Origin of the sequence: Kutzneria buriramensis, assembly GCF_003387475.1 — a bacterium.
Classification (GTDB): Bacteria; Actinomycetota; Actinomycetes; order Mycobacteriales; family Pseudonocardiaceae; genus Kutzneria; species Kutzneria buriramensis.
Genome location: NZ_QUNO01000018.1, coordinates 63,916 through 83,810 on the forward strand (window position 1 = coordinate 63,916; position 19,895 = coordinate 83,810).

General features: G+C 71.2%; 20 protein-coding genes. 14 read left to right on the top strand and 6 right to left on the bottom strand.

Annotated features, from left to right (window positions below):
- Positions 1-91 precede the first annotated feature (91 nt).
- From BCF44_RS41350 to BCF44_RS41370, 5 genes are read left to right on the top strand one after another with little or no spacing between them, the layout of a single operon-like run.
- Positions 92-334 carry a holin gene (locus BCF44_RS41350; RefSeq protein ID WP_116179968.1) on the top strand — a complete coding sequence of 81 codons (243 nt, stop codon included), beginning with the start codon at positions 92-94 and terminating at the stop codon, positions 332-334.
- A 50-nt stretch (positions 335-384) separates the two neighbouring features.
- Positions 385-648, top strand: a complete 264-nt coding sequence (locus BCF44_RS41355; RefSeq protein ID WP_116179969.1) for a phosphoribosyl-ATP diphosphatase — start codon at positions 385-387, stop codon at positions 646-648.
- A 20-nt stretch (positions 649-668) separates the two neighbouring features.
- The gene (gene hisG / locus BCF44_RS41360; RefSeq protein ID WP_116180137.1) at positions 669-1,514 is read left to right on the top strand and encodes an ATP phosphoribosyltransferase; all 846 of its coding nucleotides are present in this window, start codon (positions 669-671) and stop codon (positions 1,512-1,514) included.
- A 10-nt stretch (positions 1,515-1,524) separates the two neighbouring features.
- Complete coding sequence (locus tag BCF44_RS41365) at positions 1,525-2,439, top strand: AEC family transporter (RefSeq protein WP_116179970.1); 915 nt, start codon at positions 1,525-1,527, stop codon at positions 2,437-2,439.
- Between the two features lie 16 nt (positions 2,440-2,455).
- The gene (locus BCF44_RS41370; protein ID WP_170218035.1) at positions 2,456-2,971 is read left to right on the top strand and encodes a class I SAM-dependent methyltransferase; all 516 of its coding nucleotides are present in this window, start codon (positions 2,456-2,458) and stop codon (positions 2,969-2,971) included.
- On the opposite strand, the gene BCF44_RS41375 is transcribed toward BCF44_RS41370, so the two are convergent.
- Both BCF44_RS41375 and BCF44_RS41380 read right to left on the bottom strand, forming a co-directional pair.
- Positions 2,968-3,330, bottom strand: a complete 363-nt coding sequence (locus BCF44_RS41375; protein WP_116179972.1) for an STAS domain-containing protein — start codon at positions 3,328-3,330, stop codon at positions 2,968-2,970. The genes BCF44_RS41370 and BCF44_RS41375 overlap by 4 nt on opposite strands.
- Before the next feature lie 60 nt (positions 3,331-3,390).
- Entirely contained in the window at positions 3,391-4,236 is an 846-nt protein-coding gene (locus tag BCF44_RS41380; RefSeq protein ID WP_116179973.1) for a RecB family exonuclease, read from the bottom strand.
- 246 nt (positions 4,237-4,482) lie between these two features.
- On the opposite strand from BCF44_RS41380, the gene BCF44_RS41385 reads away from it, so the two are divergent.
- Together BCF44_RS41385 and BCF44_RS41390 are read left to right on the top strand one after the other, a co-directional pair.
- Positions 4,483-5,619 carry a site-2 protease family protein gene (locus BCF44_RS41385; protein WP_116179974.1) on the top strand — a complete coding sequence of 379 codons (1,137 nt, stop codon included), beginning with the start codon at positions 4,483-4,485 and terminating at the stop codon, positions 5,617-5,619.
- Positions 5,620-5,740: 121 nt separating this feature from the next.
- Positions 5,741-6,628 carry a tRNA (adenine-N1)-methyltransferase gene (locus BCF44_RS41390; RefSeq protein ID WP_170218036.1) on the top strand — a complete coding sequence of 296 codons (888 nt, stop codon included), beginning with the start codon at positions 5,741-5,743 and terminating at the stop codon, positions 6,626-6,628.
- Here the strand turns inward: BCF44_RS41390 and BCF44_RS41395 are convergent.
- From BCF44_RS41395 to BCF44_RS57005, 3 genes are all read right to left on the bottom strand, one after another.
- Positions 6,625-7,089 carry a hypothetical protein gene (locus tag BCF44_RS41395; protein WP_116179976.1) on the bottom strand — a complete coding sequence of 155 codons (465 nt, stop codon included), beginning with the start codon at positions 7,087-7,089 and terminating at the stop codon, positions 6,625-6,627. The genes BCF44_RS41390 and BCF44_RS41395 overlap by 4 nt on opposite strands.
- An 11-nt stretch (positions 7,090-7,100) precedes the next feature.
- Positions 7,101-7,808, bottom strand: coding sequence for a hypothetical protein (locus BCF44_RS41400; protein WP_116179977.1), 708 nt, complete (start codon positions 7,806-7,808; stop codon positions 7,101-7,103).
- 76 nt (positions 7,809-7,884) lie between these two features.
- Entirely contained in the window at positions 7,885-8,754 is an 870-nt protein-coding gene (locus tag BCF44_RS57005) for an Rv0361 family membrane protein (RefSeq protein WP_211353465.1), read from the bottom strand.
- A gap of 329 nt (positions 8,755-9,083) precedes the next feature.
- On the opposite strand from BCF44_RS57005, the gene arc reads away from it, so the two are divergent.
- The 6 genes from arc (at position 9,084) to BCF44_RS41435 (ending at position 17,550) form a co-directional block, all read left to right on the top strand.
- A complete protein-coding gene (gene arc / locus BCF44_RS41410; protein ID WP_116179978.1) occupies positions 9,084-10,877 on the top strand; it encodes a proteasome ATPase in 1,794 nt (597 codons plus the stop codon).
- A 213-nt stretch (positions 10,878-11,090) separates the two neighbouring features.
- Positions 11,091-12,017, top strand: a complete 927-nt coding sequence (locus tag BCF44_RS41415; protein WP_116179979.1) for an aldo/keto reductase — start codon at positions 11,091-11,093, stop codon at positions 12,015-12,017.
- Positions 12,018-12,096: 79 nt separating this feature from the next.
- The gene (locus BCF44_RS41420) at positions 12,097-12,771 is read left to right on the top strand and encodes a hypothetical protein (RefSeq protein ID WP_116179980.1); all 675 of its coding nucleotides are present in this window, start codon (positions 12,097-12,099) and stop codon (positions 12,769-12,771) included.
- A 186-nt stretch (positions 12,772-12,957) separates the two neighbouring features.
- Complete coding sequence (locus tag BCF44_RS41425; protein ID WP_116179981.1) at positions 12,958-14,175, top strand: NAD(P)/FAD-dependent oxidoreductase; 1,218 nt, start codon at positions 12,958-12,960, stop codon at positions 14,173-14,175.
- 84 nt (positions 14,176-14,259) lie between these two features.
- Positions 14,260-16,890, top strand: coding sequence for a WD40 repeat domain-containing protein (locus BCF44_RS41430; RefSeq protein ID WP_116179982.1), 2,631 nt, complete (start codon positions 14,260-14,262; stop codon positions 16,888-16,890).
- Between the two features lie 18 nt (positions 16,891-16,908).
- A complete protein-coding gene (locus tag BCF44_RS41435; protein WP_116179983.1) occupies positions 16,909-17,550 on the top strand; it encodes a class I SAM-dependent methyltransferase in 642 nt (213 codons plus the stop codon).
- Here the strand turns inward: BCF44_RS41435 and BCF44_RS41440 are convergent.
- On the bottom strand, positions 17,541-18,053 hold the full coding sequence (locus BCF44_RS41440) for an NUDIX hydrolase (protein ID WP_116179984.1): 513 nt from the start codon (positions 18,051-18,053) through the stop codon (positions 17,541-17,543). The genes BCF44_RS41435 and BCF44_RS41440 overlap by 10 nt on opposite strands.
- A gap of 82 nt (positions 18,054-18,135) precedes the next feature.
- Here BCF44_RS41440 and BCF44_RS41445 point away from each other — a divergent pair, with 82 nt between their 5' ends.
- On the top strand, positions 18,136-19,743 hold the full coding sequence (locus BCF44_RS41445; RefSeq protein ID WP_211353466.1) for a S53 family peptidase: 1,608 nt from the start codon (positions 18,136-18,138) through the stop codon (positions 19,741-19,743).
- The last annotated feature ends 152 nt before the right edge of the window (positions 19,744-19,895 follow it).

Sequence of the window (19,895 nt, forward strand, 5' to 3'; positions counted from 1 at the left end):
GGTGCTTCCGCGACCGTTGTCGGATTGGTCACAGCGACCGGTATCAGCCGGTCCCGCCGCGGCTCATTGGTCAACGAGGAGGGGAGTAGAAATGTTGACATTGACCTTCTGGCAGGACGCGCTCGAACGCGCCGTGAAAACGTTCTGCCAAGCGCTGGTGGCCGTTCTCGGAGCGGGAAGCTTCGGGCTGTTGAACGTTCCGTGGGTGACGGCGCTGTCCACCGCGGGCATGGCCGCGCTGCTGTCGCTGCTGACCTCGGTGGGGTCCGCCCCGCTGGGCAAACGGGGCGAGGCGAGCCTGCTCGGGGCCGAGCACCAGCCCGCCCCCAAGTAGCCGCCCCCAAGTAGCCGGTGGGAGGTCGGGGGATGGGAGGATCAGCCCCCGTGAAGACGTTCGACGAGCTGTTCGCGGAGCTGACCGACCGCAAGAAGACCCGGCCCGAGGGCTCGGGCACGGTGGCGGCGCTGGACGACGGCGTCCATGCCCAGGGCAAGAAGGTCCTGGAGGAGGCGGGCGAGGTCTGGATCGCCGCCGAGCATGAGTCCGACGAGCGGCTGGCCGAGGAGATATCCCAGTTGCTCTACCGCGTCCAGGTGTTGATGCTGGGCCGCGACCTGACCCTCGACGACGTCTACCGCCACCTATGAGCGACAACGGGAGTAAGCAGATGCTGCGCGTCGCGGTGCCCAACAAGGGCGCCCTTGCCGAGAAGTCCGCCGAGATGCTGGCCGAGGCGGGCTACCGGGGACGCCATGAGTCCCGCGACCTCACCGTGCTCGACAACGCCAACGACGTCGAGTTCTTCTTCCTGCGGCCCAAGGACATCGCCATCTACGTCGGGTCCGGCGAGCTGGACCTCGGCATCACCGGCCTCGACCTGGCGTGGGACTCGGGCGCGGGCGTCGAGGAGCTGCTGGCGCTGGGCTTCGGCGCCTCGAAGTTCCGCTACGCCGGCCCCGCCGGCCGGGACTGGAAGATCGAGGACCTCCAGGGCATGCGGCTGGCCACCGCCTACCCGCGGCTGGTGGTCGACGACCTGAGCCGCCGGGGCATCGAGGCGGACGTGATCCGGCTCGACGGCGCGGTGGAGATCTCGGTGCAGCTGGGCGTGGCCGACGCCATCGCCGACGTCGTCGGCTCCGGCCGCACGCTGCGCCAGCACAACCTGGTGGCCTTCGGCGACGTGATCTGCGAGTCCGAGGCGTACCTGGTCAAGCGGGAGGGCGCGGTGCAGACCGCGCCGATGGCCCAGCTGACCGCCCGGCTCAAGGGCGTCGTGCTGGCCCAGCAGTACGTGATGCTGGACTACGACTGCCCCAAATCGCTGCTCCAGCAGGCGCTCAAGGTCACGCCGGGCCTCGAGTCGCCGACGATCGCGCCGCTGGCCGACGAGAACTGGAACGCGGTGCGGGCCATGGTGCCGCGCAAGGAAGCCAACCAGATCATGGACGAGCTCGCCGCGCTGGGCGCCAAGGCCGTGCTGGCCTCGGACATCCGCTCGTGCCGGCTCTGAGCCTCGTGAGGTGCTGACCGCGTTCGTGCCCATCTGGGCGCTGACCGTGCTCGGCTACCTCGTCGGCCGGTCCGGCGTGCTCGGCGACCGCGCCGAGCTGGTGCTGGGCCGGCTGGTGTTCCACGTCGCGATGCCGGCGGTCCTGTTCACGACGCTGAGCAGGACGCCGGTGTCCCGGCTGCTGTCGCCGGCGATCGTGGTGTTCGCCGTCGGCACGCTCGTCGTGGGTGTCGGCGCGCTGGCGGCCAGCCGCTGGCTGTTCGGGCGAGGCCTGGCCGAGCAGTCGATCGGCGCGATGGCCGCCTGCTACGTCAACTCGGCCAACCTGGGCGTGCCGGTGGCGATCTCCGTGCTCGGTGATGCCTCGTTCATCGTCACCGTGCTGCTGTTCCAGGTGCTCCTGGTGACGCCGGTCGTGCTCACCCTGGTCGAGATGGACGTCGCGCGCGCGTCCGGCCACCGCTGGCGTGAGCTGCTCACCCTGCCGGTGCGCAATCCGATCATCGCGGCGTCCGGGCTCGGTGTGGCGGTCAGTGCTCTCGGCTGGCGGCTGCCCGATCTGGTCAACGGCCCGCTGACGCAGCTCGGGGCCGCCGCCGTGCCGACCGCGCTGCTGGTGCTCGGCATGTCACTGCACAGCCGTGAGCAGCGCGAACCCGCCAACCGGCGAGAGCTGTGGATCACCGTGCTGCTCAAGGCCGTGGCCCAGCCGCTGGTCGCCTTCCTCGCCGGCGAGGCCCTCGGCCTGGACGCGCGGCTGCTGCTCGCGGTGGTGCTGTGCTCGGCGCTGCCGACCGCGCAGAACGTGTTCGTCTATGCCCACCAGTACGCTCTGGACACCCGGCTGCCGCGCAACGCCGTGCTGCTGTCCACCGTGCTGTCCATGATCACACTCTCGGGCGTAACAGTGTTCATGCATGCCTAGTGCAACGATCGCGGCCATGCCCGGGAACACGATCGAGCGCACCCTGGACATCGCCCTGGCCGCCGTGCCGTCGCCGCGGCGGGTCCTCGACGTCGGCTGCGGGCCCGGGACACTGCTCCGGCTGCTCGCCGCGCGCCGGCCCGAGACCGAGGCCCTGGTCGGCATCGACGCCGCCGCCGACGTCGTGCGGGCCGCGTCGACCCGCAACCGCGACCCGCGGATCCGCTACGGCAACGCCTTCGCCGAGCACCTGCCGTTCGCCGACGGCGGCTTCGACCTGGTCGTCAGCACCACGTCCTTCGACCACTGGCACGACCAGCGCCAAGGCCTCGCCGAATGCGCCCGGATGCTCGGACCCGGCGGCACCCTCGTGCTCAGCGACCTGTTCTCGCCGCTGCTGGGGCCGTCGGCGTGGTGGCGCCGCCGGGCCCGCACCCGTCGACGGGCCGAACGCCTGCTCACCGAGGTGGGTTTCCGTCCGCCGACCTGGCACTCGGCGCTGTTGGAGGCGACGGTCGTGGCGAGGATCTAGGCCCGCAGCGCCGCGATGGCGTCCGGCACCGTCGCGTGCACCCGGAACGCCGGCAGCAGGCCGCTGATCTGGAGCGGCCGCAGCACCACCCGCTGGTCGCCGACCAGCCGCAGGTCGACGCCGGTGCTGTTGGCCCGTTCCCGGGTCGACAGCAGCACGCGCAGGCCCGTCGAGCCGAGGAAGCTGACCCGGTCCAGGTCGACGATCACCACCGGCGCCCCGCTGCCCACGGCCTTCCCCAGCTGGGCCTCCGCCACCTCGGCCGTCGACAGGTCGAGCTCGCCCTCGACGTGCACGACCATGGCGTCGCCGGCCGGCTCGGTGCGGACCGTGATCAGGTCGAAGTCCTCCAGGGACATGGCGCTCCCTTCGCCCGGCGACCCCGAGTGACCGGGCGTGCGGGTCGGGTGAGCACCAGCCTAGTCCGCTCGGTCCAACGCCGTCTCCACCCCGGGGTCCGGTTCCGGCCAGCCCGGGTACGGCGGCGGCGTGCCGCCGAACTCCGGGCACAGCGCCTTGTGGTCGCACCAGTCGCACAGGCGGCTGCGGTTGGGCCGGAAGTCGCCGGTCTTGCCGGCCTTGAGGATGGCGTTCCAGATCGCCTCCAGCGTCCGCTCGAAGCGGCGCAGCTCCGCCTCGTCCGGCTGGTAGGCCAGGTTCTGCCGGTCGCTCAGGTACATCAGCAGCAGCTGACGGGGCACGACGCCGCGCAGCCGCCACAGCACCAGGGCGTAGAACTTCATCTGGAACATGGCCTTGGCCTCGCCGATCTCCCGCGGCGCGGCGCCCGTCTTGTAGTCGACGACGCGGATCTCGCCGGTCGGCGCCACATCCAGCCGGTCGATGTAGCCGCGCAGCAGCATGCCCGAGGGGAGCTCGGCCTCCACCAGCAGCTCGCACGCCTCCGGCTCCAGCCGGCGCGGGTCCTCCAGGCCGAAGTAGCTGGTCAGCATGCCCTCGGCGGAGGCGAGCCACTCGGTGAGCTCCTCCTCCCGCTCGAACAGCCCGCCCAGCTCCTCGCGTTCCGCCAGCAGGTCCCGCCAGGCCGGCTCCAGCAGGTCCTTGGCCGTGTCCGGCACCCGCTGGTCGGCCGGCAGCCCGAACAGGCGCTCCAGCACCGAGTGCACCACCGTGCCCCGGATCTGCGCCTTGGTCGGTTTCTCCGGCAGCCGGTCGACCGCCCGGAACCGGTAGAGCAGCGGGCACTGCTTGAAATCGCTGGCCCGCGACGGGGACAGCGCCGGCCTGCGCACGACCTTCTCCATACGTAAAACGCTACCCAGCGGGTCTGACAGTTCTGCCGGCCCCCACCTCACGCCCGCGCGAACACCACCCGAATGCCACGCCTTTTTCTTCACATGCGCTTCCTACTTGGCGCCAGGTGACAACTAGGAAGCGCATGTGGCGTCGGAGCGCAAATGGGAAGCGCATGTGGCGAAAAGGGGGTGTCGACAGGGTGGCGTGAAGATCTCGTCACGCACGCCCCACACGGCTGGGCCTACCCTGCTTCCGTGGCCACCACCAGCTGGACGCGTCCGGGCGACCCCGATGGTGGCCTCCGCCTGTTCCGGATCGGGAACGTGCCGGTGCTGCTCGCGCCGTCCTGGTGGATCGGCTCGATCGTGGTCACGGTCCTGTACGCCCCGATGGTGACGAACCTGCTCCCCGGCATCGGCCTGGCCGCGGCCCTCGTGCTGGCGGCCAGTTTCGCGCTGCTGCTGGGCGTCTCGGTGCTGGCCCACGAGTTGGGGCACTGCGTGGTTGCGCTGCGATACGGACTGCCGGTCCGCAGGCTGCGGCTGTTCCTGCTGGGCGGCATCTCGGAGGTGGGCCGCTCGCCGGCGAAGCCGACGCAGGAGGGCATGGTCGCGGCGGCGGGGCCGGCGGTGTCGATCGTGCTGGCGCTGCTGTTCGGCGGCACGCTGTTCGTGATCCCGCAGGGCGGCCCGATCTGGCTGCTGCTGCTCGAGACGACGCTGGCGAACGCGGCGGTGGCGGTGTTCAACCTGCTGCCGGGCCTCCCGCTGGACGGCGGCCGCATGCTGCGCGCGGCGGTCTGGGGCCTGACCGGCAAGCGCGGCACGGGCACCCGCACGGCGGTGGTCGGCGGCGGCATCGTGGCGGGCCTGCTGGTGATGTGGGCGCTGCTGCGGCTGGTCCAGGGCTCCGAGGACCGCTGGCTGTGGCTGGGCGTCTGCGCGGTGACGGCCTGGTTCGTGATCGCCGGCGCCCGCAGCGAGCTGGTCTCGGAGAGCCAGCGGACGTGGCCGGAGGGCGTGACGCTGGCCGACCTGACGAGGCCGGTGTTGCAGCTGCCGGCGGAGAGCCCGGTGGCGGACGCGCTGGCGGCCTCGGCGGGCCGGGGAGTGGTGCTGGTCCGCGCCGACGGCGTGGCGGCCGGCCTGCTGGACGAGGACGCGGCCCGCCGGCTCGCGGAGCAGTCGCCGCTGACGCCGGCGGAGGCGGCGGCGGAGCCGATCCGGCCGGAGACGGTGCTGCTGGACTCGGACCCGAACGACGAGATCGCGGAGCGGGTCCGCACGACGGCGGCGTGGCAGTTCCTGGTGGTGGACGCCGAGGGACGGCCGGCGGGGGTGCTGCGCCGGCAGGACCTCAGGGCCGCTTCCACGACACGCAAGCGCGCTTGAGAGGATGGCGGTCAAGAAAATCCGCCAGCGGTTGCGGGTCCGCGCCGGCGTCTGGACCGCGGCCTGATGACGATCGAGTCTTTTCATCGATCGACATCAGGCAAGGGAAGACGCCGGCTCAATGGCGGACCCGCCCGCCGCGGAACGCGGCGAGAGGAATGCAGTGACCGTGAGTGGGCCGTTCCAGGCCGGTGACCGTGTGCAGCTGACCGACTCGAAGGGCCGGCACTACACGATCGTCCTCGAACCCGGCAAGGAGTACCACACCCACCGGGGCGCGCTGGCGCACGACGACCTGATCGGCAAGCCCGAGGGCTCGCTGATCACCTCCGCGGCGAACACGTCCTACCTGGCGATGCGGCCGCTGCTGCCGGACTACGTGCTGTCGATGCCGCGCGGCGCGCAGGTGATCTACCCCAAGGACGCGGCGCAGATCGTGATGTGGGGCGACATCTTCCCGGGCGCCCGCGTGCTGGAGGCGGGTGCGGGCTCGGGCGCCCTCACCTGCTCGCTGCTGCGCGCGGTCGGCGACCAGGGCCGGGTCATCTCCTACGAGGTGCGCCAGGACCACGCCGACCACGCGATCCGCAACGTGGAGCAGTTCTTCGGCAAGGCGCCCGACAACTGGTCGCTGACGGTGGCCGACCTCTCGGAGCACCCCTCGGCGGCCGAGGGCGGCGAGGTGGACCGGGCCGTGCTGGACATGCTGGCCCCGTGGGACGTGCTGCCCACCGTCAAGGACGCCCTGATCCCGGGCGGCGTGCTCGTGGTCTACGTCGCGACGACCACGCAGCTGTCCCGCGTGACGGAGGCGCTGCGCGAGCAGCAGTGCTGGACCGAGCCGGAGTCGTGGGAGACGATGATGCGCCCGTGGCACGTGGTGGGCCTCGCGGTCCGCCCGGAGCACCGGATGATCGCGCACACCGCGTTCCTGCTGACGGCCCGACGGCTGGCCGACGGCGTCGTCACGCCGAAGCCGCAGCGCCGGCCCACCTCCACCGGGAACTAGGCGGTCCCGCAGACCTGCCAGGCGCCGTTCTGCTTGACCAGCCGGACGGGCGGCACGGCGACGTCCTGACCCGGCTGCGGGTGCTTGACCAGCGTCAGCGTGCCGGACGAGCCGGTCACGTCCAGCTTCTTCACCTCGTAGGGCACCTTCACGCCGGCCGTCGTGGGGTTCTCCGTGGAGCAGACGACCAGCTTGGCCGCCGCCACGTCGTCGTCCGACAGGGCGTCGGCGAACTGTTGCGCGGCGGCCGCCGCCATCGGGTCAACCGGGGCGGCGGCCTGCGGCACGCTGGTCGGCGCGGGCGGGTTCTTGGCGCTGGTGATCGCGATGACCGCCCACGCGCCGAGGCCGAGCATCGCCAGCACGCCGACGGCCGTGCCGGCGATGATCCACCGGTCCTTGGTCCGGCTCGGGGACCGGTGGACCGTCGACGAGTCGAACGGCGGCTGCGGGTAGGTCACGGATGATCACCCTAGTTGCTGCACAGGAACCAGCTGCCGGACAGCTGCTTCATCGGAAGGGTGAAGTCCTTGTTGAACGGCTTGCCCTTGACGATGCCGCTGTAGTGCCCGCTGCCGTTCGCGGTGTCGGCCGCGCTCTGCGTGACCTGCCCCGGCGAGGCGATGACCTGGGCGTCCGGTGCGAACACGGAGCTGCTGTCGGTGATCGACGGCGCCAGCTTGTCCTTCTCCGCCGGGCAGATCATGGCCACCACGTCGTTCGGGGTCTTGCCGTTGACGGCGTTGACGTAGTCGGTGAGCAGCTGCTGCGGCGACGCCTCGCCCGCGCCGCCGGCTGAGCCGCCGGACTTGCTGGTCGTGGTCGGCGCGGCGCTGGACGATGCGGCGGCCGTCGTCGTCGGCGCCGGCGCGCTGCTTCTGGTGCTGGCGGTCGGGCCGCCGACAGTCGCGGCCAGCCAGAGCACGAGGCCGAAGCCGCCGAGAACCACCACCACGATGATGCCGATGACCAGCGCGATGACGCCGCCGTTGCCCTTCTTCGGCGGCTGCGGCGGCATGCCGCCCGGGTACATGCCCGGCGGCTGCTGCCCGTAGTAAGGCTGCTGGGGATAAGGCTGCTGTGGGTACTGCTGTTGGGGATACGGCTGCTGCTGCGGGTACGGCTGCTGTGGGTACTGCTGGCCGTACGGGTTCGGCGGCGGCTGCGGCGGATAGGTCACGGATGGTCCCCCAGTTGACGAAGTGGCGTCTCGCGGCGGGACGCGGCGGCCGGACCGGCCGCCGCGTCGACGGGGCTCAGCCCCCGTAGCCGCCGGTACCCGAGCCCGAGCCGCCACCCAGGCCGCCGGAACCCGAACCACCGAGACCGCCCGAACCCGAGCCGCCGCCCAGGCCGCCGGAGCCGGAACCGCCGCCGAGGCCACCGCCGCCGCTGATCGCGTCGGCCAGGCCGCAGATCTGCCAGTCGCCGCTGCTGTTCTTCTGGAGCGGCAGCGGGAACTGGGGCAGCGAGGACTTCTGGCCGTTCACGGTCATGTTCAGCGTGATCTGCGCGGTCGCCTTGTCCCCGTTGACGGAGACGGCGCCCAGCGTCGCGGTCATGTCGACCTTGATGTTGCCGGGCATCTTGGGCGCGCTGGTGGCCATCTGGTTGACCTTGGCCATGTCGGCCGAGCAGACCAGGTTGGTCATGCCGGCCGGGTTCTTGTTGTTGACGGCGTCGACGTACGCCTGCGCGACGACCTTGGGGTCGCTGCTGGTGCCGCCGCCCCGCGTCATCACCACCACGAGCACGACGATCAGCACCACGACCAGGCCGGCGCCGCCGAGGATCCACGGCAGCGGGCTCTTCTTCTTCGGCTGCGGATAGCCGGGGTAGCCGCCCGGGCCCGGCGCCTGCTGGGTCGCCCACTGCGGCTGCTGCGGCGGGAAGACCCCGCCGGCCGGCGGCTGCTGGCCGTACGGCTGCTGCCCGTACGGATCGGGCTGCGGCTGCTGCGGGAATCCGCCCGTGGCCGGCTGCTGCGGGTACCCCTGCGGCGGCTGCTGCGGATAGCCGGCCGGCTGCTGGGGGTAGCCGCCGGGCTGCTGCGGGTAGCCGGGCTGGCCGTAGCCGCCGGCGGGCTGCTGGCCGTACGGGCCGGGCGGCTGGGGCGGATAGGTCACGTCGCTCTCTCTCCCCGAATGTTTCGTCGTCGGCGGTTTGCCCAGGTGGGCACCGGGGGATTCCCAGGTGTCCATTCCACGGGACGGACGTCACGTAGGGGTGGCTCGCCACGCTGTGGGCGTGGAGACTGCCACTCCAACGGCACGTCAGGTGCCTGAGACGCACGGTAGCGGTTGGGAGGTTCCCCCTGACACCGGTATGGAGTAGTTCATCCGGCCGAGCGGGCGTTTCGTGGCCGTTTCGCGACCAGCGCGCGGCGGCAGGTCCTCTCACTTGTCAGTGATCGCCGGTACCGTGGGAAGACGTAGAGCGGGAGGAGGGTGCCGATATGTCGACCGACCGTCCCGGCAGCCAGCCCGATGAGGGTGGCGAGCTGAACCACGGTGCGAGTGGCGCCGAATTGTCCGCGCAGATCAGGTTCCTCGAGGACGAGATCGCACTGCTGCGGCGCAAGTTGACGGAGTCCCCACGACACGTCCGGTTGCTCGAACAGCGCCTCGCCGAGGCGTCCGAGCGGGTGAGCCAGCTGACCGAGCGCAACACCAAGCTGGTGGACACCCTCCGCGAGGCACGCAGCCAGCTGCTCGCCCTGCGCGAGGAGGTGGACCGGCTGGCCCAGCCGCCCAGCGGCTACGGCGTCTATCTGGCCGGATACGAGGACGGCACGGTGGACGTGTTCACCGCCGGCCGTCGGATGCGCGTGGCGGTCTCGCCCGCCGTCGAGAGCGGCAGCCTCAAGCTGGGCCAGTCGGTCCGGCTGAACGAGGCGCTGACGGTCGTGGAGACCGGCGGCTTCGAGCGCACCGGCGAGGTGTGCATCCTGCGCGAGCTGCTCGCCGACTACGAGTTGGGCGGCGCCCGCGCGCTGGTCGTCGGGCACGCCGACGAGGAGCGCGTGGTGTGGCTGGCCGACCCGCTGGTCGACGCCCCGCTCAAGCCGGGCGACTCGCTGCTGGTGGACTCCAAGGCCGGCTACGCCTACGAGCGGGTGCCCAAGGCCGAGGTCGAGGACCTGGTGCTGGAGGAGGTGCCCGACGTCGACTACGCCGACATCGGCGGCCTGTTCCGGCAGATCGAGGCCATCCGCGACGCGGTGGAGATGCCCTTCCTGCACGCCGAGCTGTTCCACGAGTACCAGCTGCGGCCGCCCAAGGGCGTGCTGCTCTACGGCCCGCCCGGGTGCGGCAAGACGCTGATCGCCAAGGCGGTGGCGAACTCGCTGGCCAAGCAGGTCGCGGCGGCCCGCGGCGACGACGACGGCCAGGCCAAGTCGTACTTCCTCAACATCAAGGGCCCGGAGCTGCTCAACAAGTTCGTCGGCGAGACCGAGCGGCACATCCGGCTGATCTTCCAGCGGGCCCGGGAGAAGGCCTCCGAGGGCACCCCGGTGATCGTGTTCTTCGACGAGATGGACTCGATCTTCCGGACCCGCGGCTCGGGCGTGTCCTCCGACGTGGAGACCACGATCGTGCCGCAGCTGCTGGCCGAGATCGACGGCGTCGAGGGCCTGGAGAACGTCATCGTGATCGGCGCCTCCAACCGCGAGGACATGATCGACCCGGCCATCCTGCGGCCCGGCCGGCTCGACGTGAAGATCAAGATCGAGCGGCCGGACGCCGAGGCGGCCAAGGACATCTTCTCGAAGTACCTCAACGAGACGCTGCCCATCCACACCGACGACCTGGCCGAGTTCGCCGGCGACGCCAAGCGCTGCATCAACGCGATGATCCAGCACACGGTCGAGCGGATGTACGACGAGTCCGACGAGAACCGGTTCCTGGAGGTCACCTACGCCAACGGGGACAAGGAGGTCCTGTACTTCAAGGACTTCAACTCGGGCGCGATGATCCAGAACATCGTGGACCGGGCCAAGAAGGCCGCGATCAAGGCCGTCCTGGAGACCCGCGAGCCGGGCCTGCGGGTGCAGCACCTGATCGACGCCATCGTGGACGAGTTCGCGGAGAACGAGGACCTGCCCAACACCACCAACCCGGACGACTGGGCCCGCATCTCGGGCAAGAAGGGCGAGCGGATCGTGTACATCCGCACCCTGGTCACCGGCAAGAACCAGGAGTCGGGGCGCGCCATCGACACCGCGAGCAACACCGGTCAGTACCTGTAAATCCACGGTGCAAATCCACGAACGGCCCGGGTCTTCGGACCCGGGCCGTTCGTGACTCTTTCGGGCGAAGGACCTCGCTCGGTTTTCGTAACCATTGGGTAAATCCTGGAATGGGGCCGACCGCCACTCTCCGTGGTCATTCACTCGTGCTGTCGTGCGAAAACGGTGTCGCCCGGTTAGCGTCTTGCCGTCGACGGCGGTGGAGGGGGCGAAGTGCTCGAACGGATCGGTCTGGGGCTCGCGGCGCTGGGGCGGCCCGCGTACATCAATCTCGGCCGGCAGGGCGCGCTGCCCGGCGTGCGGACCGTGCCGGCGATGCGGGCGGCCGCGTGGAAGGTGCTGGACGAGGCGTACGCGGCGGGCATCCGGTGGGTGGACGCCGCCCGGTCGTACGGGCGGGCCGAGGAGTTCCTGGCCGGCTGGCTGGCCGATCGGGGCCACGGCGACCTGACGGTGTCCAGCAAGTGGGGTTACGCCTACGTGGCCGACTGGCGGCCGGACGCCAAGGTGCACGAGGTCAAGGAGCACAGCCTGGCCCGTTTCGAGCAGCAGTGGGCGGAGACCGAGGAGCTGCTCGACGGCCGGCTCTCGGTGTACCAGGTGCATTCGCTGACCGCGGACAGCCCGCTGTTCAACGACCCGCTGCTGCAGGAGAGCCTGTTCGAGCTGACCGAAAGGGACATCCGGATCGGGTTCTCCACCACGGGTCCGGCGCAGGCGGACACCATTCGGCGGGCGCTGGGGCTGACCGTGCACGGGCGGCCGCTGTTCAGCACCGTGCAGTCGACGTGGAACGTGCTGGAGACCTCCGCCGGGCCCGCGCTGGCCGAGGCACACGATGCCGGCCTGCACGTGCTGGTGAAGGAGGCGCTGGCCAACGGACGCCTCGCGGTGGAGCCGCCGGCGGAGCTGCTGGGCATCGCGGAGCGGTCCGGCGTCGGGGCGGACGCCGTTGCGCTGGCGGCGGCGCTGGCGCAGCCGTGGGCCGACACCGTGCTGCTGGGCGCGGCCAGTCCGGCGCAGCTGCGGGCCAACCTCGCGGCGGCCCGGGTCTCCTTGCCCCATGCGGACGTCCTGGCCCATCTGGCGGTGGATCCGGGGCGCTACTGGGGTTTGCGCGCCGACCTCGCCTGGAACTGACGGTCGGGCGCGGGGCGAAGATCGCCGGCTACTACTCTCGGGTGATTCCTCGAGACGAATCCCGGAGAGGGGCCCCGCGTTGCGTCGCGCGTACGTGGTCGCCGGCATCGGCCTTCTGGTGCTGACGGCGTCCTGTTCAGGCAAGCCCAACGACCTGCGGCACTACGCGACCCAGGACACCGTCGCCACCACCACGTCCACAACTCCGCCGAGCACCACCCACACCGCCGCGCCGACCACGACCACCACCACCGTGGACACCGCCGTGCTGGTCGCGCAGATCACCGCCGGCCTGATGGTCGACTCGTCGGTGAGCGAGATCGGCTTCCATCCGAGCGTGCCGCAGGCGACCACGACGCTGGCCGCGCTGCCCGTCTGCTCGGCGCCGCTGAACAAGCCGGCCGCCGCCGCGACCGGCGCGCAGACCGGCTGGGTCGGCGGCAGCTCGGTGACGACGCTGACCGAGTACGTCGGCAACTACCCGACGACCACCGGCGCACAGGTTCTCGCCGCCACGAAGGCCGCCCTCACGTGCAGCCAGGCCACGAAGTACGCCCTCGCGTCACCTCCGGCCGGCGTGGACGCCAGCTACAGCTGGTGCGAGACGGGCACCGCGCCCAGCTGCACGGTGCTGCTGGCCAAGGGCCACCTGCTGGCCAGGGTCCAGGTCGTCACGACGTCCACGGGCAAGGCGCAGAACCTGATAACGGAGGTCGCCGTGCCGGCGGCCGCGCGTCTGGCCGCCACCGACTGACACTGACCAGGAGGAGGCAACCGGTACCCCCCTTGCGGCCGGTTGCCGTCCGACTCCTGTCTAGCGGCTCCCGGTTGTTCGGTGTCGCCGCCGCCCGGCCGAACAGCGAGCCGCGAACAACGCGCGGGGCTTGCGCGGGGGTTGTAGAACGGGGGAACCAGCGGTTCTGCGACGGGAGTGACAAGGATGTCCAGCGAGCAGACGCACGTGATCGTCGGCGCCGGCATGGCCGGGGCGAAGGCGGCCGAGACCCTGCGCGAGGAGGGCTTCGACGGCCGGATCGTGCTCATCGGCGCCGAGCAGGAGCGACCGTACGACCGTCCGCCGCTGTCCAAGGGCTACCTGCTGGGCGACCAGGACCGGGACAGCGTGTTCCTGCATCCGCTGAACTGGTACGGCGACAACCACGTCGAGCTGCTCACCGGCCGCCGCGTCAGCCACCTGGACCGGGCCGCGCACGAGGTGGAGCTGGCCGGCGGCGAGCGCATCGGCTACACCAAGGCGCTGCTGGCCACCGGCTCGTCGCCGCGGCGGCTCAAGGTCGACGGCAGCGATCTGGACGGTGTGCACTACCTGCGCCGGTTCCCGCAGTCCGACGACCTGCGCACGGCCTTCGCCACCGGCGGGCGTGTGGTGGTCGTCGGCGCCGGCTGGATCGGCCTGGAGACCGCGGCCGCAGCGCGCAAGGCCGGCTGCGAGGTCACCGTCGTCGAGCCGGCGGCCTCCCCGCTGAGCGTCGCGCTCGGCCCGGAGATGGGTGCCTTCTTCGGCGACGTGCACCGGCGGCACGGCGTGGACGTGCGGCTGGGCGTCGGCGTCACCGGCTTCAAGGGTGCGGGCAAGCTCGCCGCGGTGGCCACCGACGCCGGCGACATCCCCGCCGACATCGTGGTCGTCGGCATCGGCGCGCGGCCCAACACCGAGCTGGCCGAGGACGCCGGTCTCACCGTCGACAACGGCGTGCACGTCGACTCCGCGCTGCGCACCGAGGACCCGGACGTCCTCGCCGCCGGCGACATCGCCAGCGTGCCCAATTCGCGCTACGGGCAGCGTATTCGCGTCGAACACTGGCAGAACGCCGTCGATTCCGGCCCGGCCGCCGCGAAATCGATGCTCGGCCAGGACGTGGTCTACGACCAGATCCCGTATTTCTTCACCGACCAGTACGACCTCGGCATGGAATTCGCCGGCTGGTTCGCGCCCGGCGGCTACGACCGCGTCGTCACCCGCGGCGACGTCGAGGGGCAGGCTTTCCACGCGTTCTGGCTGGCCGGCGACCAGGTCGTCGCCGGCATGCACGTCAACCTCTGGGACGACGGCATCGGCCCGGTGCAGGAGCTGATCCGCAGCGGCAAGACCGTGGACGCGGCCCGGCTGGCCGATCCCGACACCCCGATCGCCTGATCCGTTGTCCGGCCTCGTCGGGCGCTTGCCGAACAACGGCGGGTGCCCGATGGTGGTCGGTGAACGACGACGGGGGTGGGGGAAGTGCCGCGTGGCGAGCGTCCGCTCGACAACGGACCGCTGCGGGAATTCGCGGCCGGTCTGCGGGAATTGCGGATCGGTGCGGGGAATCCGACTTATCGGGAGTTGAGCGAGCGGGCGCATTATTCGCCGAGCGTGCTCTCCGACGCCGCCGGCGGGCGGAAACTGCCGACATTGGCGGTGACGCTCGCGTATGTGACGGCGTGCGGCGGCGATGCCGCCGAATGGGAGGCGCGCTGGCGGTCGCTGACCGCGCCGGCGCCCGCCGGCGGCGGCCCGTGCCCGTACGTCGGCCTGTCCACCTTCCAGGCCGGCGACGCCGGCCTGTTCTTCGGCCGGGAGCGGCTGATCCTTCAGGTGCTCGGGCAGCTGCGCGAGCGGCGGTTCGTCGGCGTGTTCGGCGCGTCCGGCGCCGGCAAGTCGTCCATGTTGCGCGCCGGCGTCGCCGCGTCCGACGAGTGCTCGGCGCTGGTGGTCGTGCCCGGCGCGCGGCCCTTCGACGACGTCGCCGCTCGGCTCGCGGCGTCCGCCGACGAGCTGGCGCAGGACCCCTCGAACCTGGCCCGGGTGGTGCACGACCACGGCTACGACCTGCTGGTCGTGGACCAGTTCGAGGAGGTCTTCACCCTGTGCGGGGAGGCCGACCGCGCCGCGTTCATCGCCGCCCTCATGGATCCCACGCTGCGCGTCGTCATCGGCGTCCGGGCCGACTTCTACGGCCACTGCGGCCGTTACCCCGAGCTCGTCGCCGCCCTCGACGGCGCGCAGGTGCTCGTCGGCCCCATGAGTGCCGACGAGCTGCGCCGGGCCATCATCCGTCCCGCCGGCGTCGCCGGCTGTGTGGTCGAGGAAGCCCTGGTCACCCGGCTCGTCGCCGACGTCGGCAACCAGGGCGGCGCGTTACCCCTGCTGTCGCACGTCCTGCGCGAGACCTGGCGCCGCCGCCAGGGCATCTCCCTGACCCTCACCGGGTATGAGAAGACCGGCGGCCTCCAACACGCGCTCGCCCAATCCGCCGAGCAGACCTTCACCGCCCTCACGCCCGCGCAGCAGCTCCGCGCCCGGCAGCTGTTCCTCCGGCTTGTCTCGCTGGGCGACGTCACCCACGACACCCGCCGGCGCGTGCCTACTGCCGAGGTCGGCGACGACCCGGACCTGCCGCTGGCCGAGCTCACCGCCGCCCGCCTCATCACCCACGACCGGCACGGCGCGGAGATCACCCACGAAGCGCTGATCCGCCATTGGCCGCGCCTGGCCGGCTGGCTCGCCGACGACCGCGACGGCCTACGCGTGCACCGCAGGCTCACCGAGGCCGCCGACGTCTGGGAGTCCCTCGACCAGGACGACGAGGCCCTCTACGTCGGCAACCGCCTCGCCCGCGCCCAGGAATGGGCCGACGACCACGACTCGGCGCTGTCCGCCCGAGAGCGGGACTTCCTCCGCGCCAGCCGATCCCTGGAGCGGAGCGCGGCCACCGTCGCGCGCCGCCGGACCCGCCGGCTGCGGATCCTTGCCGTCGCGCTGGCGGCGCTGTTCGTCTTCGCCGCCGGCACCGCGGCCGTCGCCGTCAACGCCGAGTCGGCGCAGCAGGCGACGGAAAAGCAGCGCCAAGAGGCCGTTCTGGACAGCGTGTACAACCTGATCCCCACCATCGATCAGCAGCCACTGGCGGTGCAGCTGGCCGACAGTTTCGAACTCCTGCACGCGCCCCGCGATCCAGCGCTGCTGAACCAGGTGCTCACCAGGAGGACCCCGTCGGTGGGCATCGGGCAGGGTGGCAAGGCGGCGTTCGCGGACGACACGAAGCTCTTGGTGACGGTCACCGCTGACGGCAAGGCGACCAGCTGGGACCTGACCCGCGCGGATTGGCCGGTGCCGGTGGCGGGGTTGACCGCGCCGGCCGGGCCGTCGGCGGTCGCGCTGAGCCCGCGCGGCGATCGGCTCGCCGTGTCCTATCCGGACGGAACCATCCGGGTCTGGACGCTGTCTGCGCAGCGCCGGCCCGTCGCAGACGGCACGCTGCACGGGCCGCAGGCGGCGCGGCTGGCATTCGACCCGGACGGCCGTCGACTGGCGGCCGGCGATGCGGCCGGCACCACGCGCGTCTACGACGTGACCGATCCCGCGAATCCGATCGAGTCGCCGGGGCCGGTGCCGGGATGGGCCTTGACGGCTCAGTCGAGTCCGGCGGAGCTGCGCGGCTCCATGCCTGGGGCGATCAGCGGCGACGGCGCACGTGTTGTCGCCGCCGGTGTCGGCGACAACATGGAGGTCTGGGACGTGCGCGACCAGCCCACGCTGGTCTTCACCGCGTTCGGCGGCCAGCACGGGGCGCCCGAGGCCATCAGCCACGACGGCCGGCTCGTGGCCGCGGTGACCGTCGAGGGACGGGTCCTCGTCTATGACACGACGCGGCAGACCGACTTCATGCTGATGATGGTCAGCGACGCCCAGAACGTCGGGGCGCTCGCCTTCGCCTCGAACGGGGACTTGATCGCCAGCGCGGCAAACGGCCTTTACCGGTGGCACACCGATTCCGCGGTGGCGCACGCCGACGCCTGCACCTACGGCCAGATGACTCCGGAGACCTGGAAGCAGTACTTTCCAGGGTTCGACTATCGGTCACCGTGTTGAGGGGGAGCTGTGTGGGACATGGGATGGCGGCAGATCGAGGAGATCGACGCGGCGTTGGCGCAGGGGCGGATCGACCAGCAGGGCTGGCATGACGCGATGGCGAACCTGCTGCGCGAGCCGTATCTGACCGCCGAGACGCCGTGGCAGCAGTCGGGCAAGGGCGGCACGGCCGAGGACTGGGAGCAGTCGAGGAAGTTCGTGCTGGACCCGGTGGATCGCGACGGCACGCTCCTGGATGTGGGCTGTGCCAACGGATATCTGATGGAGTGCATCCCGGGCTGGGCGGCGGAGAAGGGGCTGAACATCGAGCCGCACGGGGTGGACATCGTGCCGGAATTCGTTGCCCTGGCCCGGAAACGGCTGCCGCAGTGGGCGGATCGGATCCATGAGGGCAATGCCCTGACGTGGACTCCTCCACAGCGCTACGACTTCGTCCGCACGGGCCTGGAGTACGTGCCGGCCGACCGCCGCCGGGACTTCGTCGCCAAGCTCCTGACCATCGGCGACCGACTGATCGTCGGGCCGTACACGGTGGACGTCGGCGACGAGCAGACCGAGAACGACCTGGCGGACTGGGGATTCACCGTCGCCGGGCACGTGCGCAAGCCGCACCCGAACCCGAGGGGCGTGCGCACGCTGTGCTGGCTGGATCAGTCGTAGTAGCGGCGCAGCCACTCCAGGGCGATGGCCCGTCCGTCGGGCACGAAGTCGGTGGACGGGTCCCGCAGCTGCGCGGCCAGCTCGTCCAGGTCCATCCACTCGCCGGAGACGATCTCCTCCGGCTGGTGCGTGATCGGTCCATCCCAATTGGTCTCGTACACGAAGTTGTGGCACCGCACGGGCGGCTGGTCGAAGGTGAACCGGTAGAGCGGGCGCAGCGGCGCACCGGTGATGCCCAGCTCCTCGGCGAGCTCCCGGCGCGCGCCGTCGTCGGGGGACTCACCGGCGTCGACCACGCCGCCGACGCCGCTGTCCCGCAGGCCGGGGTAGACGTCCTTGTCGGGGCTGCGGCGGTGCACGTAGACGCGGCGGCCGTCGCCGGAGCGGACCAGGATCGCGGTCGCCGCGTGCCAGAGGCCCTCGGCGCGCATCCGGGCGCGGGTCGCGCTGCCGATCTCCTCGCCGTCGGGGGAGTACACCGCGACCAGTTCGTCGGCTGCCATGGGGCGATCTTCGCACGTCACTGAACCTCGGCGCTGACCGGCGCGTATTGGCACTCGACCCTGCCGGACCGAGGAGCCGATGGTGAAAAAGAGCATCAAGGTGGCCGTGGCGGTAATCGCGCCGCTCGCCGTCCTGGGGACCTGCGCGGCCGTCATGCAGGCCGCGAACGCCAGCCCAGTCGCTTTGCAACCCAGAGTGACCCTGGCCGGCACGGTGCTGCCGAAGCTTGCCCAGTCCACGCGCACCGGCGACGTGCCGGCGGACAAGCAACTGTCCGTGGCGGTCAGCCTCAAGCCGAGCAACTCCCAGCAGCTGGACCAGTTCATCAGCCAGGTGAGCAACCCGCAGTCGCCGACGTACGGCAAGTACCTGACGCCGGAGGAGTTCACCGCCAAGTACGGAGCCCCGCAGGACCAGATCGACAAGATGACCGCGTACCTGAAGTCGAAGGGCCTCAACGTCGACTCGGTCGCGGCCAACCATCTGATCGTCGACGCCAGCGGTCCCGCGTCGGCGATGGAGCAGACCTTCGGCACGAAGCTGTCCACCCGCCGCGACGCGAGCGGCCAGGACTACTACGCCAACGACTCCGCCCTGACCCTGCCCCGGGACCTCGCCCCCGCCGTCAGCGACGTCGCCGGCCTGGACAACCACCGCAAGCTGACGCACCCGCCGCTCAAGCAGCGGGCCGTGCGCGGCCTGACGCCGGCCAACCTGACCGGCGCGTACGACGTGAAGGCGCTCAACGCCACCGGCGCCGGGCAGCAGGTCGCCGTGTTCGAGCTGGACGCCTTCCAGCAGCAGAACATCAACGCCTACGACCAGCAGTTCGGCCTCAAGCCGCCGACGCCGATCGTCAAGAAGGTCGACGGCGGGGTGGCGCTCGGCGAGGGCCAGACCGAGGTCGAGCTGGACATCGAGGCCATCTCGGCGATCGCCCCGCAGGCCCAGCAGACCGTCTTCGAGGGCCCCAACAGCAACAAGGGCGTCATCGACACGTACGCGGCGATCGTGAACAGCAAGATCCCGGTGGTGTCGATCAGCTGGGGCGGTCCGGAGGAGGCCGGCTCGCAGGCCGACATCCAGGCCCAGGACACGCTGTACAAGCAGGCCGCCGCGCAGGGCCAGTCGCTGTTCGCGGCGTCCGGCGACAGCGGCTCGGACGACGCCGGCAACGGCGGCCAGAGCGTCGACTTCCCGGCCAGCGACCCGTTCGTCACCGGCACCGGCGGCACGCACCTGGTGGTCAGCGCGGCCAACGGTCGCACCAGCGAGTCCGGCTGGGTCGACTCCGGCGGCGGCAACTCGAAGCTCTTCGCCGCCCCCGACTACCAGGCCAACCTGGGCAGCAAGGTCCGCATGGTGCCGGACATCGCCGCCGACGCGGACCCGGCGACGGGCCTGGCGGTGTTCAGCAAGGGCCAGTTCGGCGTCGTCGGCGGCACCAGCGCCGCAGCGCCGCAGTGGGCCGGTTTCACCGCGCTGTACAACCAGTTGGCCAAGGCCGCCGGCAAGCCGGCCCTGGGCTTCGCCAACCCGGCGCTGTACAAGCTGTCCGGCACCGCGGCACTGCACGACATCGTCGGCGGCAGCAACGGCGCCTTCACTGCGACCAAGGGCTACGACCGGGTGACCGGCCTCGGCAGCTTCGACGCCGCGCAGTTCGTGAAGACGATGCTGGGCCAGTGACCCCATCCTGATGCAGGGAAGGACGCCTTACCCGCGTTGAACGAGGGTAAGGCGTCCTTCCCTGCATGAACGGCCGTAGTCCTCTGGGCGGACGCCGGGTCGCGACGCCAGGATGACGACCGGTGATCCACACGGTCCTTAGCGTCGTCGGC